The organism is Sulfuriferula multivorans (genome assembly GCF_003851125.1).
GTDB classification, from domain to species: Bacteria; Pseudomonadota; Gammaproteobacteria; order Burkholderiales; family Sulfuriferulaceae; genus Sulfuriferula; species Sulfuriferula multivorans.
On sequence record NZ_BGOW01000039.1, the window covers coordinates 1 to 17,719 of the forward strand.

At 55.8% G+C, this 17,719-nt stretch carries 15 protein-coding genes, 4 tRNA genes and 1 pseudogene; 19 read left to right on the forward strand and 1 reads right to left on the reverse strand.

Annotated features, from left to right (window positions below; genetic code table 11):
• The first annotated feature begins 592 nt into the window (after positions 1 to 592).
• Positions 593 to 3,067, forward strand: coding sequence for a preprotein translocase subunit SecE (locus EI185_RS15875; protein ID WP_189836439.1), 2,475 nt, complete (start codon positions 593 to 595; stop codon positions 3,065 to 3,067).
• A 141-nt stretch (positions 3,068 to 3,208) separates the two neighbouring features.
• Positions 3,209 to 4,266, forward strand: a pseudogene (locus EI185_RS15880) (IS3 family transposase); the annotation flags it as partial.
• 635 nt (positions 4,267 to 4,901) lie between these two features.
• Here EI185_RS15880 and EI185_RS18075 read toward each other — a convergent pair.
• Positions 4,902 to 5,054 carry a hypothetical protein gene (locus tag EI185_RS18075; RefSeq protein ID WP_189836440.1) on the reverse strand — a complete coding sequence of 51 codons (153 nt, stop codon included), beginning with the start codon at positions 5,052 to 5,054 and terminating at the stop codon, positions 4,902 to 4,904.
• Between the two features lie 229 nt (positions 5,055 to 5,283).
• Between EI185_RS18075 and glyQ the strand changes: the two genes are divergently transcribed.
• The 17 genes from glyQ to EI185_RS15965 all read left to right on the forward strand — a co-directional run.
• Complete coding sequence (gene glyQ, locus EI185_RS15885; RefSeq protein ID WP_124706137.1) at positions 5,284 to 6,207, forward strand: glycine--tRNA ligase subunit alpha; 924 nt, start codon at positions 5,284 to 5,286, stop codon at positions 6,205 to 6,207.
• Positions 6,204 to 8,330, forward strand: coding sequence for a glycine--tRNA ligase subunit beta (glyS, locus tag EI185_RS15890; RefSeq protein WP_124706138.1), 2,127 nt, complete (start codon positions 6,204 to 6,206; stop codon positions 8,328 to 8,330). The genes glyQ and glyS overlap by 4 nt, the downstream gene beginning before the upstream one ends.
• A 9-nt stretch (positions 8,331 to 8,339) precedes the next feature.
• Positions 8,340 to 8,876, forward strand: coding sequence for a D-glycero-beta-D-manno-heptose 1,7-bisphosphate 7-phosphatase (gene gmhB / locus EI185_RS15895; protein ID WP_124706139.1), 537 nt, complete (start codon positions 8,340 to 8,342; stop codon positions 8,874 to 8,876).
• Entirely contained in the window at positions 8,873 to 9,586 is a 714-nt protein-coding gene (locus EI185_RS15900) for a lysophospholipid acyltransferase family protein (RefSeq protein WP_124706140.1), read from the forward strand. The genes gmhB and EI185_RS15900 overlap by 4 nt, the downstream gene beginning before the upstream one ends.
• Positions 9,579 to 10,295: a M48 family metallopeptidase gene (locus EI185_RS15905; RefSeq protein ID WP_124706141.1), complete on the forward strand. Its 717-nt coding sequence runs from the start codon at positions 9,579 to 9,581 to the stop codon at positions 10,293 to 10,295. The genes EI185_RS15900 and EI185_RS15905 overlap by 8 nt, the downstream gene beginning before the upstream one ends.
• Before the next feature lie 68 nt (positions 10,296 to 10,363).
• Positions 10,364 to 12,094, forward strand: a complete 1,731-nt coding sequence (locus EI185_RS15910; protein WP_124706142.1) for a tetratricopeptide repeat protein — start codon at positions 10,364 to 10,366, stop codon at positions 12,092 to 12,094.
• Positions 12,095 to 12,123: 29 nt separating this feature from the next.
• A complete protein-coding gene (lolB, locus tag EI185_RS15915) occupies positions 12,124 to 12,693 on the forward strand; it encodes a lipoprotein insertase outer membrane protein LolB (protein WP_189836441.1) in 570 nt (189 codons plus the stop codon).
• A complete protein-coding gene (gene ispE / locus EI185_RS15920; RefSeq protein WP_124706144.1) occupies positions 12,690 to 13,556 on the forward strand; it encodes a 4-(cytidine 5'-diphospho)-2-C-methyl-D-erythritol kinase in 867 nt (288 codons plus the stop codon). Before lolB ends, ispE begins: the two co-directional genes overlap by 4 nt.
• 5 nt (positions 13,557 to 13,561) lie before the next feature.
• Positions 13,562 to 13,636, forward strand: a tRNA-Gln gene (locus tag EI185_RS15925).
• Between the two features lie 86 nt (positions 13,637 to 13,722).
• Positions 13,723 to 14,673, forward strand: a complete 951-nt coding sequence (locus tag EI185_RS15930) for a ribose-phosphate pyrophosphokinase (RefSeq protein ID WP_124706145.1) — start codon at positions 13,723 to 13,725, stop codon at positions 14,671 to 14,673.
• A gap of 112 nt (positions 14,674 to 14,785) precedes the next feature.
• Positions 14,786 to 15,418: a 50S ribosomal protein L25/general stress protein Ctc gene (locus tag EI185_RS15935; protein ID WP_124706146.1), complete on the forward strand. Its 633-nt coding sequence runs from the start codon at positions 14,786 to 14,788 to the stop codon at positions 15,416 to 15,418.
• A 21-nt stretch (positions 15,419 to 15,439) separates the two neighbouring features.
• The gene (gene pth / locus EI185_RS15940) at positions 15,440 to 16,021 is read left to right on the forward strand and encodes an aminoacyl-tRNA hydrolase (protein WP_124706147.1); all 582 of its coding nucleotides are present in this window, start codon (positions 15,440 to 15,442) and stop codon (positions 16,019 to 16,021) included.
• A 3-nt stretch (positions 16,022 to 16,024) separates the two neighbouring features.
• Positions 16,025 to 17,116 (forward strand): redox-regulated ATPase YchF, encoded by a 1,092-nt coding sequence (gene ychF, locus EI185_RS15945; RefSeq protein WP_124706148.1) that lies wholly within the window; start codon positions 16,025 to 16,027, stop codon positions 17,114 to 17,116.
• Positions 17,117 to 17,155: 39 nt separating this feature from the next.
• Positions 17,156 to 17,240: transfer RNA gene (locus EI185_RS15950), tRNA-Tyr, on the forward strand.
• Between the two features lie 72 nt (positions 17,241 to 17,312).
• Positions 17,313 to 17,386, forward strand: a tRNA-Gly gene (locus tag EI185_RS15955).
• Between the two features lie 35 nt (positions 17,387 to 17,421).
• A tRNA-Thr gene (locus EI185_RS15960) sits at positions 17,422 to 17,496 on the forward strand.
• Positions 17,497 to 17,547: 51 nt separating this feature from the next.
• Positions 17,548 to 17,719: GTP-binding protein (locus EI185_RS15965; RefSeq protein ID WP_262982396.1), on the forward strand; the 172-nt coding region annotated here is incomplete at its 3' end.

Here is a 17,719-nt window from a genome sequence, read left to right on the forward strand (position 1 = left end):
GGGCTGTACTACTTTGCGTTTGGTCATGGTTTTCCTTTGGAGGTGGCAGTCTCCTGCCTAATGACCGTTTACACAAAATTATTTACACCCTCTAGCGGCATGGGAGAGGAACTCCCCGTTCATTCTTGCCGACGTTGAGAAAGAGTTCGCGGATATGTTCTCTGCCGACGAGAAACCATCGGTGGACACACTCGGTTTGAAGGCGAAAAGTCCACCTTACCTCAAAGATTTGCGTTTGCTCGGACCTTTTGCCGACCTGCATCTACTCTGGCTGGCTCCAGACATTCAAAGTGACTAAATTATGCCTCGCTCGGATCAATCAGCCACTGCTACACTACCGCCCAGGCGCGTACCCGAGCCTTTTCTTCGCGCCGAGATCGCGGCTTTTCCGCTCGGCAGCGAAGAATCTTTCCACGCGGGCTTGGTGGAGCTTGATCCACAGTTTCGCGAAGACAATAAAACGGGGGAGCTCTGGCGCGCGTGCGAGGGCCGGCTTGCGCCGCACACAGGCTGGTCGCTTGATCGCTTGGTTGCCGCACGCGACCGCGGCTGGTTTGGTCCGCAGCCGCGCGGGGATAGGCAGGCCGTGCCTATGCACGACTACCTGCGTACTCTGGCCCGCAGTCATCTCTCCCCACGCGCTGGCGTAACAGAAATCGAAGAAAGCACAGACCTGACTTCGCTCGATGCGGCTGACCACTACCGTTGGCTCACACTCACCCTGCCTGAGGATTTGCTGCTGGCTGCGCTCGGTGTCGAACCTGCGCCGGTACGCGTCGATCTCGATCCTCCATTGCTCGTGCGTCGACTCCTCGACCTCGGGGTCGCCGAGATTCATCAGCATGTCGGTGGCGGGATGGACTTCCCACTATTATGGGCTTCGGCACTCGCTGCCATTGCGACCCCCGACGTCGGAGAGGATGCACTCGCAAGCCCGGGAGCTCCGCTGTCCGAAGGCAAGAACCTGGTCCGGTGGCTCCTCGTTGCCGCCGTGGCGCGGTGTTTGCTCACTGAATATCTGATCCGTGGAGGACAAGACTTCCTCGCCTTTGTGCGTGATTCCTACTTGTCTTCAAAACGTGTAGCGTGGACACCCCGCAGACGCGAGACACTCCATGCAGCACTCAGCGCACTCATCACGGGCGACGACAAGCGGCTGCCCGATATCGAGCCCCTCCGCGACCTCTACGCCGACATTCATCCCACGGCGCTCACCCTGAAGGATTTCCCCGTCGAGAGCGTAAACGATGCCTTTCGGCGGTGTGACCCTATTGCCGTACGGCTAGACCTGCATGGCAAGAGTGCGGGAGAACGCTGGTTTCTCCGAAAGGCGTTTGCCTACCTAGATGACAAGCATCGAGTACCTTGTGGTGTAAGGGCTGGCATACTGGATCAACACGATGACTACTTTGCTCGTGTTTTCTGGCAGACCGTTCGTATCCGCTGCCAGTATTATCGCACCGTCGTCCAACGGCCCCTCACTGGTGGCTTGCAGTGGTTCATTCGCTTCTATGGCCGGCTTGGCAACTTGCGAAATCCCCTGAATCCGATCCGACCCCAAGTATCGTATCGCGTGGCTGGTGAAGGGCACCGCATCCGAGCGCTAGAGTTTAGAACCAGCGTAGCCAATACACCCATCGAGATCGGCGAGGAAGTGCTCGGTTTTTTACGATCATGGCAGCGAGTCCTGAAAGAAACCTCCGGCTCGATGTTCGAGCCGGAAATGGGTGTCATTTTTCACTTTATAAAAGATCGCGACGAGCGCGCGTGGTCCAAAGGCACACCGGGAGCGTTCTGGGCAGAGACGTTCGCGGAGCCAAATAGAGAAGGCGGTATGGACGTCACCCATGGCCGCTATGTGGACTACTTCGCGAAGCAGTGCGGCAAGGCTCGCGCGCTTGCCGAACTGATAGAAGCGGTACCGTCTTGTCTGTGGGTCATACGCGGCCTCGACGTCGCCAACGACGAACTGGGCGTTCCGACTTGGGTACTTGCACCGCTGTTCCGCCATGTTCTCGACGTGTCCGCGCGGGTTTCCATGCTGGAGGATGGCTTGGAGCCGCTGAAGGTGACTGCACATGTAGGCGAAGACTTCCGGCACTTACTGGAAGGGATGCGGCGCATCTATGAGCAGGTGCACTATATCCTCGGCGGAACAAAAGGGCGGCTTGGTCATGCGGTTGCCTTGGGCGTGGAGCCGCAGGCGTGGGCGGAATCGGTTGGTTCGGTGCTCATGCCGACCGAAGATCGACTGTGGGATTTGGTTTGGGAGTGGCGCCTGTATACCAGATACCGAATCAGACCCGAGTTTTTGGCAGCGGCCCCAGCGGGTCGGGTGGAGATTCTGCTCAACAAGGTGCGCGAACTGTCAGATCATATCTATGGTAAACATGCCTATCAGGTGGAGGAGCTCGCCGAGGCTCATCATATGCTGCATCGTTTTCTGGTGCCGCCTTATACCAGGAGCCCTGCGGTTGAAGGTGGATACGATACCTTTCTGCAAGCGGCGCGGAACATCAAGTGGAGCAATGATGGAAGAATACATTCTCCCCGTCGGGTCGGAAAGATACTGGAAACATACCTCGACGATGAGCATGCCTTTCGGAGAGGGCAAACGCTCATCGATGTGCCGGTCCGCTTGGACGAGGTGGATGCGCTTAATGCTGTGCAGCATGCACTCCGTCGCGGTATTGCGCAACTCGGCATCGTTATCGAGGTCAACCCATCGAGCAATCTGCTCATCGGGGATTTGCTCGACCTCCGCAACCACCCGATCCTCAGGCTAAATCCGCCAGTTCCTGAGCCGAGCGCACCGCCACCCGTGGCAATCGCTCTGGGTTCCGATGACCCCCTGACCTTCAGTACCGAACTGCTGAGAGAGTACACTTTGCTGCACCAGGCTGCGTGCGCGGCGGGCTACCCAGAGCGCGTGGTTCAAGGATGGCTGGAGTCAATCCGCCGCACGGGTATGGACGCTCGGTTCACGAAAGCCTGGCGGCCAAGTGCAAATAAGAAGGTCAAAGACCTAATAGATGCTATGTCGAAGTATCTGCACGAGCCATACTGAGCTTCCCCCGAAACCGGACGTTCGTCGCGACCCCTCGGATAGCCCGTTCTTGGCATCAGGCAGCTCTTCGCGACCGGCTGATACTTTTCGGACAGGTTCGACAGGCTATAGTTGACCCCATTTTTTGGACAGTGAATTAAGATGGCAGCCTGCTGCAAAAAGGAGCAGGTAGTGAGCGAAACGAAGCGGGAGAATTTTAGTGGTAAGTTCAAAGCCAAAGTGGCCCTCGAAGCGATCCGCGGCATCAAGACGTTGAACGAAATCGGCCAGGAGTTTGGCGTGCACCCGACACAGGTTGGTTTATGGAAGAAGGAGCTACAAGAACAGGCTGGAAGTCTGTTTGATGCAAAACGCGGCCCGAAGCCTGTCGACCCGTCGGCAAGTTCAGATCGATTGTATTCAGAGATCGGTCGCTTAAAGATGGAGCTGGACTGGCTAAAAAAAAGTCCGGGATCAGCCAGTAGAGTAGAGGTGCGCAAACAATGGGTTGGCGCCTCTGAGCCACTGGCGCTGACCCGGTAATGCGAACTTACCGGCGTGGCACGTTCCACTATTTGTGCGCCTTGTTGGCGGTAGCGCCGGACAAACAAGAATTGACGTTGCTGGGATTGGCGGGCATGGCGCCCGGGCCGAACACCAGTCGCCCGCACCCGCAGCATATGATTTACCCATACCGGCTCAGGGGCGCGAATGTAATTCGCCCCAATCAGGTGTGGAGCACGGATATAACGTACTGTCGCCTGCCGCGCAGGTTTGTTTACCTGGTCGCCGTGATCGACTGGTACTCGCGCAAGGTGCTGGCATGGAGGTTATCGAACACGCTGGATACCAGATTCTGCGTGGACTGTCTGGAGCAAGCACTGCAGGTTTATGGGGGCCGTAGGTATTCAACCCTGACCAGGGTTGCCAGTTCACCAGTGCAGCGTTTACCGATGTGCTCAAGGCAAAGGGCATCGCGATCAGCATGGATGGAAGCGGACGGGCATTGGATAATATTTTTGTGGAACGGCTCTGGCGCAGTGTCAAACACGAGGACGTATATCTGAAGGGCTACGCGACCCTGCCTGAATTTCTGCGGGGAATGACAGAATACTTCGTGTTTTGCAACACAGAAAGAACGCACCAATCGCTGGGCTACAGCATGCCGGGAGGTCTACCGGACGGCGCGTGGAGGTGGAGCTGGCATTCTGGATAAATACAGCGTTAAAAAAGAGCCTGATCAGGAACAAAAGGCCGAAACAAACCTGGGGCAGCGCCATTCCGCTACGTATGAAAAGCTACCCTCTTAAACTCAATGCATTATTGTCTTGACTGAGGGGTCCACCATAGTAAGCACCGGCTTAACGTACGATTTTTTTCCGAATTCTAGGAAGGTTCCCCTTGGATTTCGCCGCTTCACTCTTGGCATTCGCGCATTTGCTGCAACACCAGCGCACGTTGCCCTTTGAATCTGCAATGCGTGCTCCATCGGTGCCAGCCGGGTAATGCCGGGCACATCCGTAGCAAAATAGCTGTTCAGCAGTCATTTACCGCTCTCCTAATATTTGATTTTCTTGTCCGGTGCACCAATAAATAACTAAACCACCTAATTCCAGTTTCTGGATTTGTATGACATGGCGATCCGGTATTTATACATTCATTTTGCCGAGCGACTGCTCCAGTAACCTGGCGACGCCCATCTGGACGGCGCTGCATTCTGATTGCCGGATCGGCGTAGACGGCTTCAGTCCTGGGACTCTCGGCATCAGATTATAGGTATCCTAAAAAAAGCCCCCGTGCGAACACGGGGGCCAAAGTCTGCCACGATGCTTTGTGGCAGAGAGGGTTCGTCGTCCTACCAAGGACGCTGCTTGAGTATTTTCACTTCCAGAAACAGCAAGCTTATGCACACCATCAGGGTGCGGTTGGTCTTGGCCTTGAAAAATTCGAATAGCGCCTGGGTAGGGGCAAATTGAATGGTAATTTTGTCGGATAGCTGCAGATTCATAGTGGTTACCTTTTGCAGTTATCAATGCAATCGGCATGCCTGCGGGTACTTGCTTGCGAGACGCCCTATCCATAAGGGTCCAGGTATTCGGGATCGGGTTGGGCAGGCCTAAATTGCGTGGAACTGTGGACAGTCCTGTCGTGTTTTCGACAGCTTGCCATATCAACGTCAGCGCAATTTGACCGCAAACACAGTAAAATCCCGCCTTTAATAAAAAAATGCGCGTCTTATGCTGACTTTCCAGGAAATCATCCTCACGTTGCAGCAATACTGGGCTAAACAGGGTTGTGCGTTGCTGCAAGCTTACGATATGGAAGTAGGCGCGGGTACCAGTCACACTGCCACGTTTCTGCGTGCTCTGGGCCCCGAGCCATGGAGGGCGGCTTATGTGCAGCCTTCGCGGCGCCCCAAGGATGGCCGTTATGGCGAAAATCCCAATCGCCTGCAGCACTATTATCAGTTTCAAGTCGTGCTCAAACCCGCGCCGGCAGATATTCTGGAACTGTATCTTGGCTCGCTCGAAGCGCTGGGCTTCGACCTGAAGCAGAACGACGTGCGCTTTGTCGAAGACGATTGGGAAAATCCCACTCTGGGCGCCTGGGGCCTGGGCTGGGAGGTCTGGCTGAACGGCATGGAGGTGACGCAGTTCACTTATTTCCAGCAGGTCGGCGGCATCGACTGCAAGCCCATTACTGGCGAGATCACTTATGGTCTGGAACGCCTTGCTATGTATCTGCAGGGTGTGGAAAGCGTCTATGACCTGACATGGACGGAGGGGCTCAGTTACCGCGATGTATATCATCAGAACGAAGTCGAGCAATCTGCTTATAACTTCGAACACAGCGATGTGGAATTTCTGCTGACGGCGTTTGGCAGTCATGAGAAAAAAGCGCAGGAACTCATGCAGGCGCATCTATCTCTGCCAGCTTACGAGCAAGTGCTGAAAGCCGCGCATACCTTTAACTTGCTGGACGCGCGCGGCGCGATTTCGGTCACCGAGCGCGCTGCCTACATTGGCCGCATCCGCAACCTCGCTCGCGGCGTAGCAAAAAACTATCTGGATAGCCGCGCCCGCCTGGGTTTTCCCATGGCGCCACGCGCGTGGGCGGATGAAGTGCTGGCGCAAATGGAAAAGAAAATGGCGGCGGCATGAGCGCACAAAGTTTACTGGTCGAGTTATTCGTTGAAGAATTGCCTCCCAAAGCGTTGAAAAAACTGGGTGAAGCTTTCGCTGCGCTGCTGGCCAACAGCCTCAAGCTGCAAGGGCTTGCTGCCGCCGATGCAATGGTCACTGCTTTCGCAACGCCACGACGCCTGGCCGTGCAGATTACGCACGTCGTTGCGCGCGCGGCGGACAAACCCATTTCGCACAAATTGATGCCGGTGGCTGTGGGGCTGGATGCCGCAGGTAACGCGACCCCGGCGCTGCTCAAGCGCTTGTCTGCGCTGGGAGCGGATGCCTCCGTGGTGCCGCAGCTCAAGCGCGCGCCGGACGGCAAGAACGAAGCCCTGTTCTTCGACAGCGTTGCTCCCGGTGTTCAGCTCGCGGATGGTGTGCAGGTCGCGCTTGAGACAGCGATGGCGAAGCTGCCGATCCCCAAAGTGATGAGCTACCAGTTGGCCGACGGCTGGACCAGCGTCAGCTTCGTGCGACCTGTGCACGGGCTGGTCGCACTGCATGGTGCGGATATCGTGCCGGTAAGCGTGTTGGGGCTGAGCGCCGGGCGCGAAACCCAGGGCCATCGCTTCGAAGCCAGTGTCAATCCGGTGGTCATCAGGGATGCCGGTAGCTACGCTGAACAACTGCAAAACGAAGGCGCCGTGATTGCCGGTTTTGCCGAGCGCCGTGCGGAGATAGTGCGCCAGTTCGACGCCATGGCTGCGCAGCATGGCTTGAAGCCCATTGAAGACGACGCACTCCTGGATGAGGTAACCGCGCTGGTCGAGCGGCCTAATGTATTGCTTGGAAATTTCGATGAGGCTTTCCTCGATGTGCCGCAGGAATGCCTGATTTTGACCATGAAGGCGAACCAGAAATATTTTCCGTTACTGGATGCAGCAGGCAAGCTGACTAACCGGTTTCTGGTTGTTTCCAACATTAGTCCGGTTGACGCCAGCGCGGTGATCGGTGGTAATGAGCGCGTGGTGCGCCCGCGCCTGGCCGACGCCAAATTCTTCTTCGAACAGGATAGAAAAAAGACGCTGGACTCCCGCGTCTTGGGTTTGGCACGCGTGGTGTATCACAACAAGCTGGGCACCCAGGGCGAGCGCGTGGAACGGGTTCAGGCGATTGCCCGCGCCATCGGCCAGCAACTTGGCGGCGAGACGCTCGCCCTGCAAGCCGATCAGGCTGCGCTGCTGGCCAAAGCCGATCTCCTCACTGACATGGTGGGCGAGTTTCCCGAGTTGCAAGGCATCATGGGACGCTATTATGCGCAGCATGACGGACTGGGCGACGACATCGCATTCGCCATCGAGGATCACTACAAGCCGCGCTTTGCCGGCGACGAACTGCCGAGAAATGATGTCGGCATTTGTGTGGCGCTGGCCGATAAGATGGAGACTCTGGTTGGTTTGTTCGGTATCGGGCAAATTCCAACAGGTGACAAGGACCCGTTTGCCTTGCGCCGGCATGCGCTGGGTGTGATTCGGATATTGGTTGAAACAGGCCACAGACTTTCCCAGAGAAAAATGCTGGAAAATGCGGTTGCAGCATTCCCTGATGGTCTGATTCAGAAATTCCTTCCTGGGGAAGGGGTGCCATTATGGAAGCAGATTGATATTTTCATCAACGAAAGAGCCATTGGGTACTGGAAAGAAAAAGGGCACCCTGAAGCCAATATCGACGCGGTGCTTGAGGTCAGTGATGTACCCATCGAGCACGCCGAGCGTTTAGTCGCAGTCAAGGCGTTTGCAGAATTGCCGGAATCGATCGCCTTGGCTGCCGCCAACAAGCGCGTGGGCAATATCCTCAAGAAAGTGGAGGGCGAAGTGCCGGTTGAGGTCAATACAGCGCTATTCAAAGAGTCTGCCGAAACGGTGCTGTTTGTATCGCTGGCGCAAATCAAGCCCAAGGCTGATGCGGCGTTTGAGGCTGGTGATTACACCGCCTCATTGCAAGCGCTGGCTGCACTGAAAACACCGGTCGACGCTTTCTTCGACAGTGTGATGGTCAACGCCGACGATCCTGCTCTCAAGGCCAACCGGCTCGCCTTGCTGAAACAATTACATCAGACCATGAACCGGGTGGCTGACATTTCCCGGCTCGCCGCTTAAACTCATGGCATGAAGCTCATTATTCTCGACCGTGACGGTGTCATCAATCTGGATTCCGATCACTTCATCAAGTCGCCGGACGAGTGGAAACCCATTCCCGGTAGCCTGGAAGCGATTGCGCGCCTGAATCAGGCCGGTTATCGGGTTGCCGTGGCAACCAATCAATCGGGAGTGGGACGCGGGCTGTTTGACATGGCCATGCTCAACGCCATCCATACCAAGATGCATAAGGAACTGGCGCAAGCGGGTGGACGGATCGATGCGCTGTTTTATTGTCCGCATGCCGCAGATTCAAAATGCGCGTGCCGTAAACCATTGCCGGGCATGTTTCTGGACATGGCTGCACGCTTCAACATACAACTGTCGGCCATACCCGCAGTGGGGGACAGCCTGCGTGATCTGCAGGCCGCTGCAGCGGTCGGCGCCGCACCCATACTGGTCAAGACCGGCAAAGGCGCGGCTACCTTAAAGGCTGGAAACCTGCCTGAAGGCACTGTTGTTTTCGCTGATCTGGCCGAAGTGGTTACCCACCTTCTTGCGCAATGATCGTACTGCGTTCGGCACTCTTTGCTGTGTTACAAACCGTGCTGACAGTGGTGTTTTCTGTCATCGCGCTGTTTACATTTCCATTTTCCGCGCGCACCCGCTACCGCATCATTACTTTGTGGAACCGGATAGTGGTGTGGCTGGCCGAAGTGATATGCGGCATCCGTTATCGGGTAGTCGGCCTGGAGAACCTGCCCGGAACGCCTGCGGTAGTGATGGCCAAACACCAGTCCGCATGGGAGACCATTGCACTGCCGGTACTGCTGCCGCCGATGGCGATCGTGATCAAGCGCGAACTGCTGTGGGTGCCGTTTTTCGGCTGGGGCATGGCAATGTTGTCACCCATCGCCATCAACCGCGCGGAAGGGCGCGCCGCGCTAAAACAAATCGTGGAACAGGGACGTGTGCGTCTCGCCGAGGGTTTTGGCGTGATGATTTTTCCGGAAGGAACACGCATGGCGCCTGGTGAAGTCGGACGTTACGGGATTGGCGGATCGTGGTTGGCCAGCCATGTGAATGCGTTAGTGGTGCCGGTAGCGCACAATGCCGGTGAATTCTGGCCGAAAAATTCCTTTCTTAAACGCCCGGGCCTGATTACGCTGAGTATTGGTCCGGCGATCGATGCGACCGGCATGAAACCCGACGCACTCAATGAGCAGGTGAAAACCTGGATAGAAACTGAAATGCAACAACTGCAAAGCTATGCCTGAACTGCTCCGCAGCAGCGAAACTCGTAGCGTCAGTCTGAATGGCGAGCAGCTTGACTACACCCTGAAGCGCAGTAATGCACGGCGCACGCTGGCGCTGACCATCCAAAACAGCGGACTGTCTGTCAATGCACCCTGGCGCTTGCCGCTCACCGAGGTGGAACGCTTTATCGTATATAAGGCGGACTGGGTGCGTGCCAAGCTGGATGCTGTCAAATCCGTCCCTGCCCCGGAGATTATCTGGTGTGATGGGATGCAGTTGCGCTATCTGGGTGGCCAATTGCGCTTGCGTAGTATTTCTCCTGCCGGCACGGCGGAGGTGAAAGATCAGCAGCTATGGCTGCCGATCAAGCCCGATGCCGCAGTGCAGGGAGCCGTGCTAGCCTGGTACCGGTGTGCCGCCCGGATTTATTTTCAAGCACGCTTGCAGACCTTTTTGCCATTTTTGCGCCGTGCTCCGGCTGGTTTGTTGGTTAGTGACGCGCGTACGCGGTGGGGGAGTTGCACACGTAACGGAGTAGTGCGGCTCAATTGGCGGCTGATTCAGGCGCCTGAAGCGCAAATCGATTATGTGCTGGCGCATGAACTGGCGCATCTCGCCCATCTCGACCATTCTCCGGCATTCTGGCGCGAGGTAACCCGGCTCTATCCGGATTTTGCCGCGGCGCGCAGGATGTTGCAAAAGCATGGGCAGGACTATCACTGCTTTTGACCCTGCAACGACGATGCAACTTAATTTCATCTACAATCTCTAAAAACATAACTCAACCTGGAGCAATCATGCGTCCGATACCTCATTATCTTGCCGTCGCAGGCCTGTGCCTGGCGTTTGGTGCCCAATCGCTGGCCTATGCCGAACAAGCTGCGCCTGCCAAGGCTACCAAAACAGCAAAGCCAAAAAAGGAAATTGCGCTTCCCAAGGTAGAGCTGACCAGTCAGCTCTTGTATGAGTTTCTGGTAGCAGAAATTGCTGGTCAGCGTGGGGATTTGGCGGTTGCCAGCGAGGCTTATCTCGATCTTGCCAAAACCACTCGCGATCCGCGGATTGCCGAGCGTGCGACGGAGGTGGCAATGTATGCGCATCAGGCAGCGGCGGCTCGTGCAGCGGCCAATATATGGCTGGATACGCAACCCGATTCACTGAATGCGCAAAAATCCTTGGCGGCACTCCTGGTGAATGATGGCAAACTCAATGAGGCGCGGCCACATCTGGAAAAACTGATTGCAGCCGAAGGAGACAATGCAGGCGCCGGCTTTATGCATCTGGATGCCCTGCTGGCCCGTCAAAAGGATAAACAAGCCGCGCTGGAACTGGTTAAAAAGCTGGCTGCACCCTACCCGAATCTGGCCGAAGCGCATTTCGCCATTGCGCAAGCCGCAGCGAATGCCAATCGTTACGACGAGGCCATGAATGAAATTAAAACAACGGCCAAGCTCAAACCGGGTTGGGAACTGGCGGCGTTGTTTCAGTTTCAGTTGGCGGGGCGGGAAAACGCAACCGACGGCACCGCGTTTTTACGGGATTTTCTCAAGCAATATCCCGATGCCAAGCAGGTACGCCTGATTTATGCGCGTCAATTGGTCAGTCAGAACCAGTATGCGGCGGCGCGGGACGAATTTCGGCAACTGGCAAAAGAGGTGCCGGGCAATCCCGAACTGGGTATGGCCATTGGTCTGTTGTCGCTGCAATTGAATGACCTGGATGGTGCCGAGAGCGCATTCAAAGCTGTGTTGGCAACGAGCCCTGCCGATGCGGGTGCGGCTCAAATTTATTTGGGGCAGGTAGCCGAGTTACGTAAACAATACGATCAGGCTGCCAAGTGGTATTTATCGGTCGCCCCCGGAGCACACTATATTTCCGCACAAATCCGTTATGCCGGATTGCTGGCAAAACAAGGAAAAATGGCCGAGGCGCGCACTTATCTGCATAACCTTAAGGTGGATGGCGAGGCTGATAAAATACAGCTGATCGAAGCGGAAGCGCAGTTGCTGCGCGAAACCAAAGACTACAAGGGTGTTTACGAATTGCTGAGCCATGCGTTGGCGAGCAGGCCGGATTCGCCAGAGTTATTGTACGATCATGCGATGGCAGCGGAACGCGTTAACAAGCTTGATGTGCTGGAAAAAGACCTGCGCCATCTGATCCAGATCAAACCGGATTATGCCCAGGCCTACAATGCTTTGGGCTATACACTGGCCGATCGCACCAATCGACTCACCGAGGCGGTGCAGCTATTGGATCATGCCCTGAAACTGGCTCCCAACGATGCTTTCATCCTTGATAGCATGGGCTGGGCACAGTACCGCCAGGGTAATCTGGACAAGTCGCTGGACTATCTGCAGCGTGCCTTTGCGCTACGCAAAGACCCGGAAATCGCAGCCCATCTGGGCGAAGTGCTGTGGGCCAAAGGCAACCGTGATGAAGCGCGGAAGCTATGGCAAACTGCGCTGGATGGCAGCCCTCAAAATCAGGCGTTGCTGGACGTGATGCAGAAATTCAAGAAACCTTAAACATGCTTTTTATCAGGCAATGCTGGCGCATGCCCGCCAGCATTTTTTTTATATTTGGTCTGGCGGGTTGTGCCACTTTGGCGCCTGAAGCAGGAGCGCCGGTGGCAACTCAGGCGCCCCGTATATTCGACCTCTCCGGCCGGATTGCAGTGAAGTATCGTGACCAGTCATCTTCAGGGAGCCTGCGTTGGCAGCATCGGCCAGCCCGGGACAACATTAGCTTGCTGTCGCCGCTGGGTCAGACAGTTACGCAAATTACCCGTGATGCGGAAGGTGTGACACTGATTGACCAGGCGCACAAAGTCCATCATGCGGCTGACACGGAAACCCTCACCCAGGACTTGCTGGGGTGGCGTTTGCCTCTCTCTGGTCTGAGTTATTGGGTAGTGGGGCAGCCGGCGCCGTCGCTCCCGTATCAAGCAGACCGTGATGCGCAACAACGCCCCACGCTGCTCGTGCAGGATGGATGGCGGGTGAATTACAGTGCCTGGCAAACCGTCGATGGGCAAGGCTTGCCGCGCAAAATGACATTGCAGCGTGATGACCTGGAAATTCGCCTGGTGATGGATCAGTGGACGCTGAAAACCGTAGCGCAATGACCACTCTGATATGTCCCGCGCCGGCAAAATTAAATCTGTTCCTGCATGTGGTAGGCCGGCGTGCGGACGGCTACCATTTGTTGCAGACACTGTTTCGCTTGATCGATTGCGGCGATACGCTACATCTGAGCTTGCGTGAAGATGGGCGCATTGTTCGCCAGCAGCCGCTGGCGGGCGTGGTGGAGGCGGACGACCTATGCGTACGCGCAGCGCAACTGTTGAAAGCGGAGGCGGGCAGCGTGCCAGGGGTGAATATCCGGCTGGAAAAACGCCTGCCCATGGGTGGCGGGTTGGGTGGAGGCAGTTCGGATGCGGCGAGTGTGCTGCTGGGACTGAACCGTTTATGGAGCCTGGGTTTACCGCGTAGCCGCTTGCAGGAATTGGCGTTAAAGCTGGGAGCGGACGTGCCTTTTTTTGTATTTGGCCAGACCGCATTGGCCGAGGGGGTTGGCGAGACGCTGCAAGCCGTGACGCTGGCACCGGCCTGGTATGTAGTGCTGACACCGGCGGTGAGTGTTTCGACCCAGGCAATATTTGCACATCCCGATTTGACAAGAGACAGCGAAATCATCAAAATAGCCGACTTTTCCGAAGCCAGTCTGTTTGGCATGCGGAATGACCTGCAAGCTGTGGTTTGCCGTGACTATCCAGAGGTTGCGCGGCATCTGAACTGGCTTGGCAAACATGGTATCGCACGCATGAGCGGATCCGGCGCGTGTGTGTTTGCAGCGTTTGATACAGCCGAAACAGCACACGGTGTGCTGGCGAAAATCCCGCGGAATATGCGTGGTTTCGTTGCGGCGGGTTTGGATAAGCATCCGCTTTACGATTATGCGGATGACAATGAAGTAGCACAGAGTTAAGCAATAGGGGAGTCGCCAAGTGGTAAGGCAACGGGTTTTGATCCCGTCATTCGTAGGTTCGATCCCTACCTCCCCTGCCAGGATTTTACGGTAGCCCATCCGGGCGCCAGCAAGAAGCGTGTAATGACCGTTACACGCTTTAGTTTTTTTTGGGATGGGGTGAGTTGTGGCGTACGACAGCATGATGGTATTCACCGGCAATGCCAATCCCCGGCTAGCCGCAGATGTAGTGCGCCATCTCAATATACATCTGGGGCGCGCTACTGTGGCGCGCTTCTCCGATGGTGAGGTGATGGTGGAGTTGCTCGAGCATGTGCGCGGTAAGGACGTGTTCGTATTGCAGTCAACTTGCGCGCCTACCAATGACAGTCTGATGGAAATCATGGTCATGGTGGATGCCTTGCGACGTGCTTCGGCGGCTCGCATTACGGCAGCGATACCGTATTTTGGCTACGCGCGCCAGGACCGCCGGCCGCGTTCGGCGCGTGTGGCAATTACTGCAAAGGTGGTGGCCAACATGCTGGCGAGTGCGGGTGTGGATCGTCTGTTGACCATGGATCTGCACTCGGATCAGATTCAGGGATTTTTCGATATACCGGTCGACAACATCTATGCCTCGCCGATCTTGTTGGGTGATGTATGGAAAAAATCGTATCCTGACCTGATTGTGGTATCGCCTGACGTAGGCGGTGTGGTGCGCGCGCGCGCCCTGGCGAAGCGTCTGGAGTCAGACCTCGCCATTATTGACAAGCGTCGCCCCAAGCCCAATGTGGCCAAAGTGATGAATATTATCGGTGACGTGGATGGCCGAACCTGCGTCATCATGGACGATCTTGTGGATACTGCCAATACCTTGTGCGAAGCCGCGCAGGCATTGAAAGATAAGGGCGCCAAACGGGTGCTGGCCTATTGTACTCATCCGGTGCTTTCCGGTACTGCGGTACAGCGCATCGAGAATTCTGCGATAGATGAGTTGGTGGTAACGGACACCATTCCATTGCGCGATGAAGCTAAAAATAGCACTCGCATTCGCCAGCTTTCAGTCGCGGAATTGTTGGCGGAAACCATGCGCCGCATCAGCAACGATGATTCGGTCAGTTCGTTGTTTATGGAATAAGTTTTAGTGATGCACGCATGCGTGCACCACGCCTCCGTAGCCTGGTCGCGGGTACGGGGTAACCAGACGAAACCTGCGTTGAGCAGGTTGAGTCATTTTGCTGGAGTAAATCATGGAAGTAATCGCTAACAAACGTGACGTACAGGGTAAGGGTGCGAGCCGCCGCCTGCGTCGCCAAGGAAAAACCCCGGGTGTGGTGTACGGTGCAGGCAAAGAGGCTGTCAATATCGAGCTGGACCACAATGCCCTGTTTCATGCACTCAAGCGTGAAGCCTTTCACGCTTCTATTCTTACCCTGGCTATCGATGGCGCCAAGGAGGCCGTGTTGTTACGCGACTACATCATGCACCCGTTCCGCATGGAAGTTCAGCACATCGATTTTCAGCGTGTCGACAAGGCTCAAAAAATCCACGTAAAAGTACCGCTGCATTTTGTCAACGCAGACATCGCGCCCGGCGTAAAGCTGGCTTCCGGTGTCGTCACCCACATCATGACCGATCTGGACGTGTCGTGTCTGGCAGACAACCTGCCGGAATTCATTGAAGTGGATCTCGCGGACTTGCAGGCTGGTCACTCCATCCACCTGTCCCAGCTGAAGCTGCCAGAGGGTGTAGAAATCGCCAGCCACAAGGGTGACGATGCGGCGGTAGTTACCATAGTGATCCCGCGTGGTGCCGTAGCAGAAGATGCGGCTGAAGCGGAAAGCGCACCGGCTGCGCCAGCGGCTGTACCGCCTGCAGCTTAAATCTGCGAATTTTCCAGACTCATGGTTGCCCTGCGGCTTATTGTCGGGCTGGGCAATCCGGGACGCGAATACGAGCGTACCCGGCATAATGCCGGGTTCTGGTGGGCGGAGCGTTGTGCAGAGGATTTGCGCATCGTACTTAAACCGGAAAGCCGCTATTTCGGCATCGCCGGGCGTGGAAATACTGCGTCCGGCGAAGTCTTTTTGTTGCAGCCCCAAACATTTATGAATGCAAGCGGCAAGGCGGTCGCCGCGTTATCGCGTTTTTATAAAATCGAACCGGCACAGATTCTGGTGGTACACGACGAACTGGATTTGCCGCCGGGTGTGGCGCGGCTGAAAATGGGGGGTGGGCACGGTGGTCACAACGGTCTCAAGGACATCGCGGCTCAGCTTGGCAATAAGGATTTCTGGCGGTTACGCCTTGGGATTGGTCATCCCGGTGAAAAGAGTCAAGTGGTGAACTACGTGTTGAATCCGCCACGTAATGATGAATTTACGCAAATCGAAAATGCAATTATCGATTCATTGCGCGTATTGCCCGACATGTTGCGCGGTGATTTTTCAGTTGCCATGCTTAAATTGCACACACAAACTAAATAAATCATGAGCCTCAAATGTGGAATCGTCGGCTTGCCCAATGTGGGCAAGTCCACCCTGTTTAATGCCTTGACGCGCGCTGGCATTGCCGCCGAGAACTATCCCTTCTGTACTATCGAACCCAACACTGGCGTAGTTGAGGTGCCTGATTCGCGTCTGGCCCAATTGGCTCAGATAGTCAAACCGGAGCGTGTGCTGCCTGCCATCGTCGAGTTTGTGGACATTGCGGGATTGGTGGCCGGCGCTTCAAAAGGCGAGGGCCTGGGCAACCAGTTTCTGGCCAATATTCGTGAAACCGACGCCCTTACCCATGTGGTGCGCTGCTTCGAAGATGACAATGTCATTCACGTGGCGGGTAAGGTAGATCCCATTTCCGACATTGAAACCATCCAGACCGAACTGGCGTTAGCGGATCTGGGTACGCTGGAAAAAGCCTTTATACGCTATCAGAAAGCCGCTCGTTCGGGCGACAAGGAAGCTGCGAAGTTGGTAAGCTTGCTGGATGAGACACGCGCTCATCTCGATCAGGGCAAGCCGGTATACGCCATGAGCCTGGATTCCGAACAGCAGGCCTTGCTCAAGCCGTTGTGCCTGCTTACCGCCAAACCGGTGCTCTACGCGGCCAATGTGGATGAGCAGGGTTTTGACAATAATCCACTGCTGGAACGGGTGCGTGAATTCGCCGCGCGTGAGGGCGCGCCAGTCGTGGTGGTGTGTGCCGCCCTCGAAGCGGAAATGGTGGATATGGATGACGCCGACAAGCAGGCATTTCTGGCGGACCTGGGGCAATCCGAGCCCGGTCTGGATCGATTAATTCGCGCCGCATATGAATTGCTCGGGCTGGAAACCTATTTCACCGCCGGGGTGAAGGAGGTGCGTGCCTGGACAATTCACCAAGGCAGTACTGCGCCCCAGGCGGCTGGTGTTATCCATACGGATTTCGAACGCGGGTTTATCCGCGCTGAGGTCACCAGCTATGATGATTTTATCGCTTGCAAGGGGGAGCAGGGAGCAAAAGAAGCCGGGAAAATGCGTCTGGAAGGCAAAGAATATATTGTAAAAGATGGCGACGTGATGCATTTCCGCTTTAACGTTTGACAAAAGTAGCAATTATTGAGATAATTTTCGGCTTGTTTTGGAGGGGTTCCCGAGCGGTCAAAGGGATCAGACTGTAAATCTGACGGCTCAGCCTTCGAAGGTTCGAATCCTTCCCCCTCCACCAGAATTTTGGTGGTTTTGATGTTGCGGATCGCGTGTGCGGTCATGTCCGGAAAACATCATCCGGCAAATGTGTGCGGGTGTAGCTCAATGGTAGAGCAGAAGTTTTCCAAACTTACGACGAGGGTTCGATTCCCTTCACCCGCTCCAGTTTAGTGGCTGTCCGGTTTAATGGGCGCCTCAGAGCCCATGTAGCTCAGTGGTAGAGCACTCCCTTGGTAAGGGAGAGGCCACGTGTTCAATCCACGTCATGGGCACCATAAGTTTTTGTAATGTTTGTAGCGATCGTTTACGGCGAGAGGATAGATATCATGGCAAAAGGCAAGTTTGAGCGTACCAAGCCGCACGTCAACGTAGGCACGATTGGTCACGTTGACCACGGCAAGACTACCCTGACGGCGGCGATCAGCACCATCCTGTCGAAGAAATTTGGTGGTGAAGCCAAGAACTACGCAGACATTGACTCGGCTCCGGAAGAAAAAG

Coding starts and splice junctions, on each gene's coding strand:
- ispE (WP_124706144.1), top strand. CDS start 12,690: ATGACCACTCTGATATGTCCCGCGCCGGCAAAATTAAATCTGTTCCTG.
- EI185_RS18075 (WP_189836440.1), bottom strand. CDS start 5,054: ATGAATCTGCAGCTATCCGACAAAATTACCATTCAATTTGCCCCTACC.
- EI185_RS15875 (WP_189836439.1), top strand. CDS start 593: ATGCACGACTACCTGCGTACTCTGGCCCGCAGTCATCTCTCCCCACGC.
- pth (WP_124706147.1), top strand. CDS start 15,440: ATGGTTGCCCTGCGGCTTATTGTCGGGCTGGGCAATCCGGGACGCGAA.
- EI185_RS15935 (WP_124706146.1), top strand. CDS start 14,786: ATGGAAGTAATCGCTAACAAACGTGACGTACAGGGTAAGGGTGCGAGC.
- lolB (WP_189836441.1), top strand. CDS start 12,124: ATGCCCGCCAGCATTTTTTTTATATTTGGTCTGGCGGGTTGTGCCACT.
- gmhB (WP_124706139.1), top strand. CDS start 8,340: ATGAAGCTCATTATTCTCGACCGTGACGGTGTCATCAATCTGGATTCC.
- EI185_RS15905 (WP_124706141.1), top strand. CDS start 9,579: ATGCCTGAACTGCTCCGCAGCAGCGAAACTCGTAGCGTCAGTCTGAAT.
- glyS (WP_124706138.1), top strand. CDS start 6,204: ATGAGCGCACAAAGTTTACTGGTCGAGTTATTCGTTGAAGAATTGCCT.
- glyQ (WP_124706137.1), top strand. CDS start 5,284: ATGCTGACTTTCCAGGAAATCATCCTCACGTTGCAGCAATACTGGGCT.
- EI185_RS15900 (WP_124706140.1), top strand. CDS start 8,873: ATGATCGTACTGCGTTCGGCACTCTTTGCTGTGTTACAAACCGTGCTG.
- ychF (WP_124706148.1), top strand. CDS start 16,025: ATGAGCCTCAAATGTGGAATCGTCGGCTTGCCCAATGTGGGCAAGTCC.
- EI185_RS15910 (WP_124706142.1), top strand. CDS start 10,364: ATGCGTCCGATACCTCATTATCTTGCCGTCGCAGGCCTGTGCCTGGCG.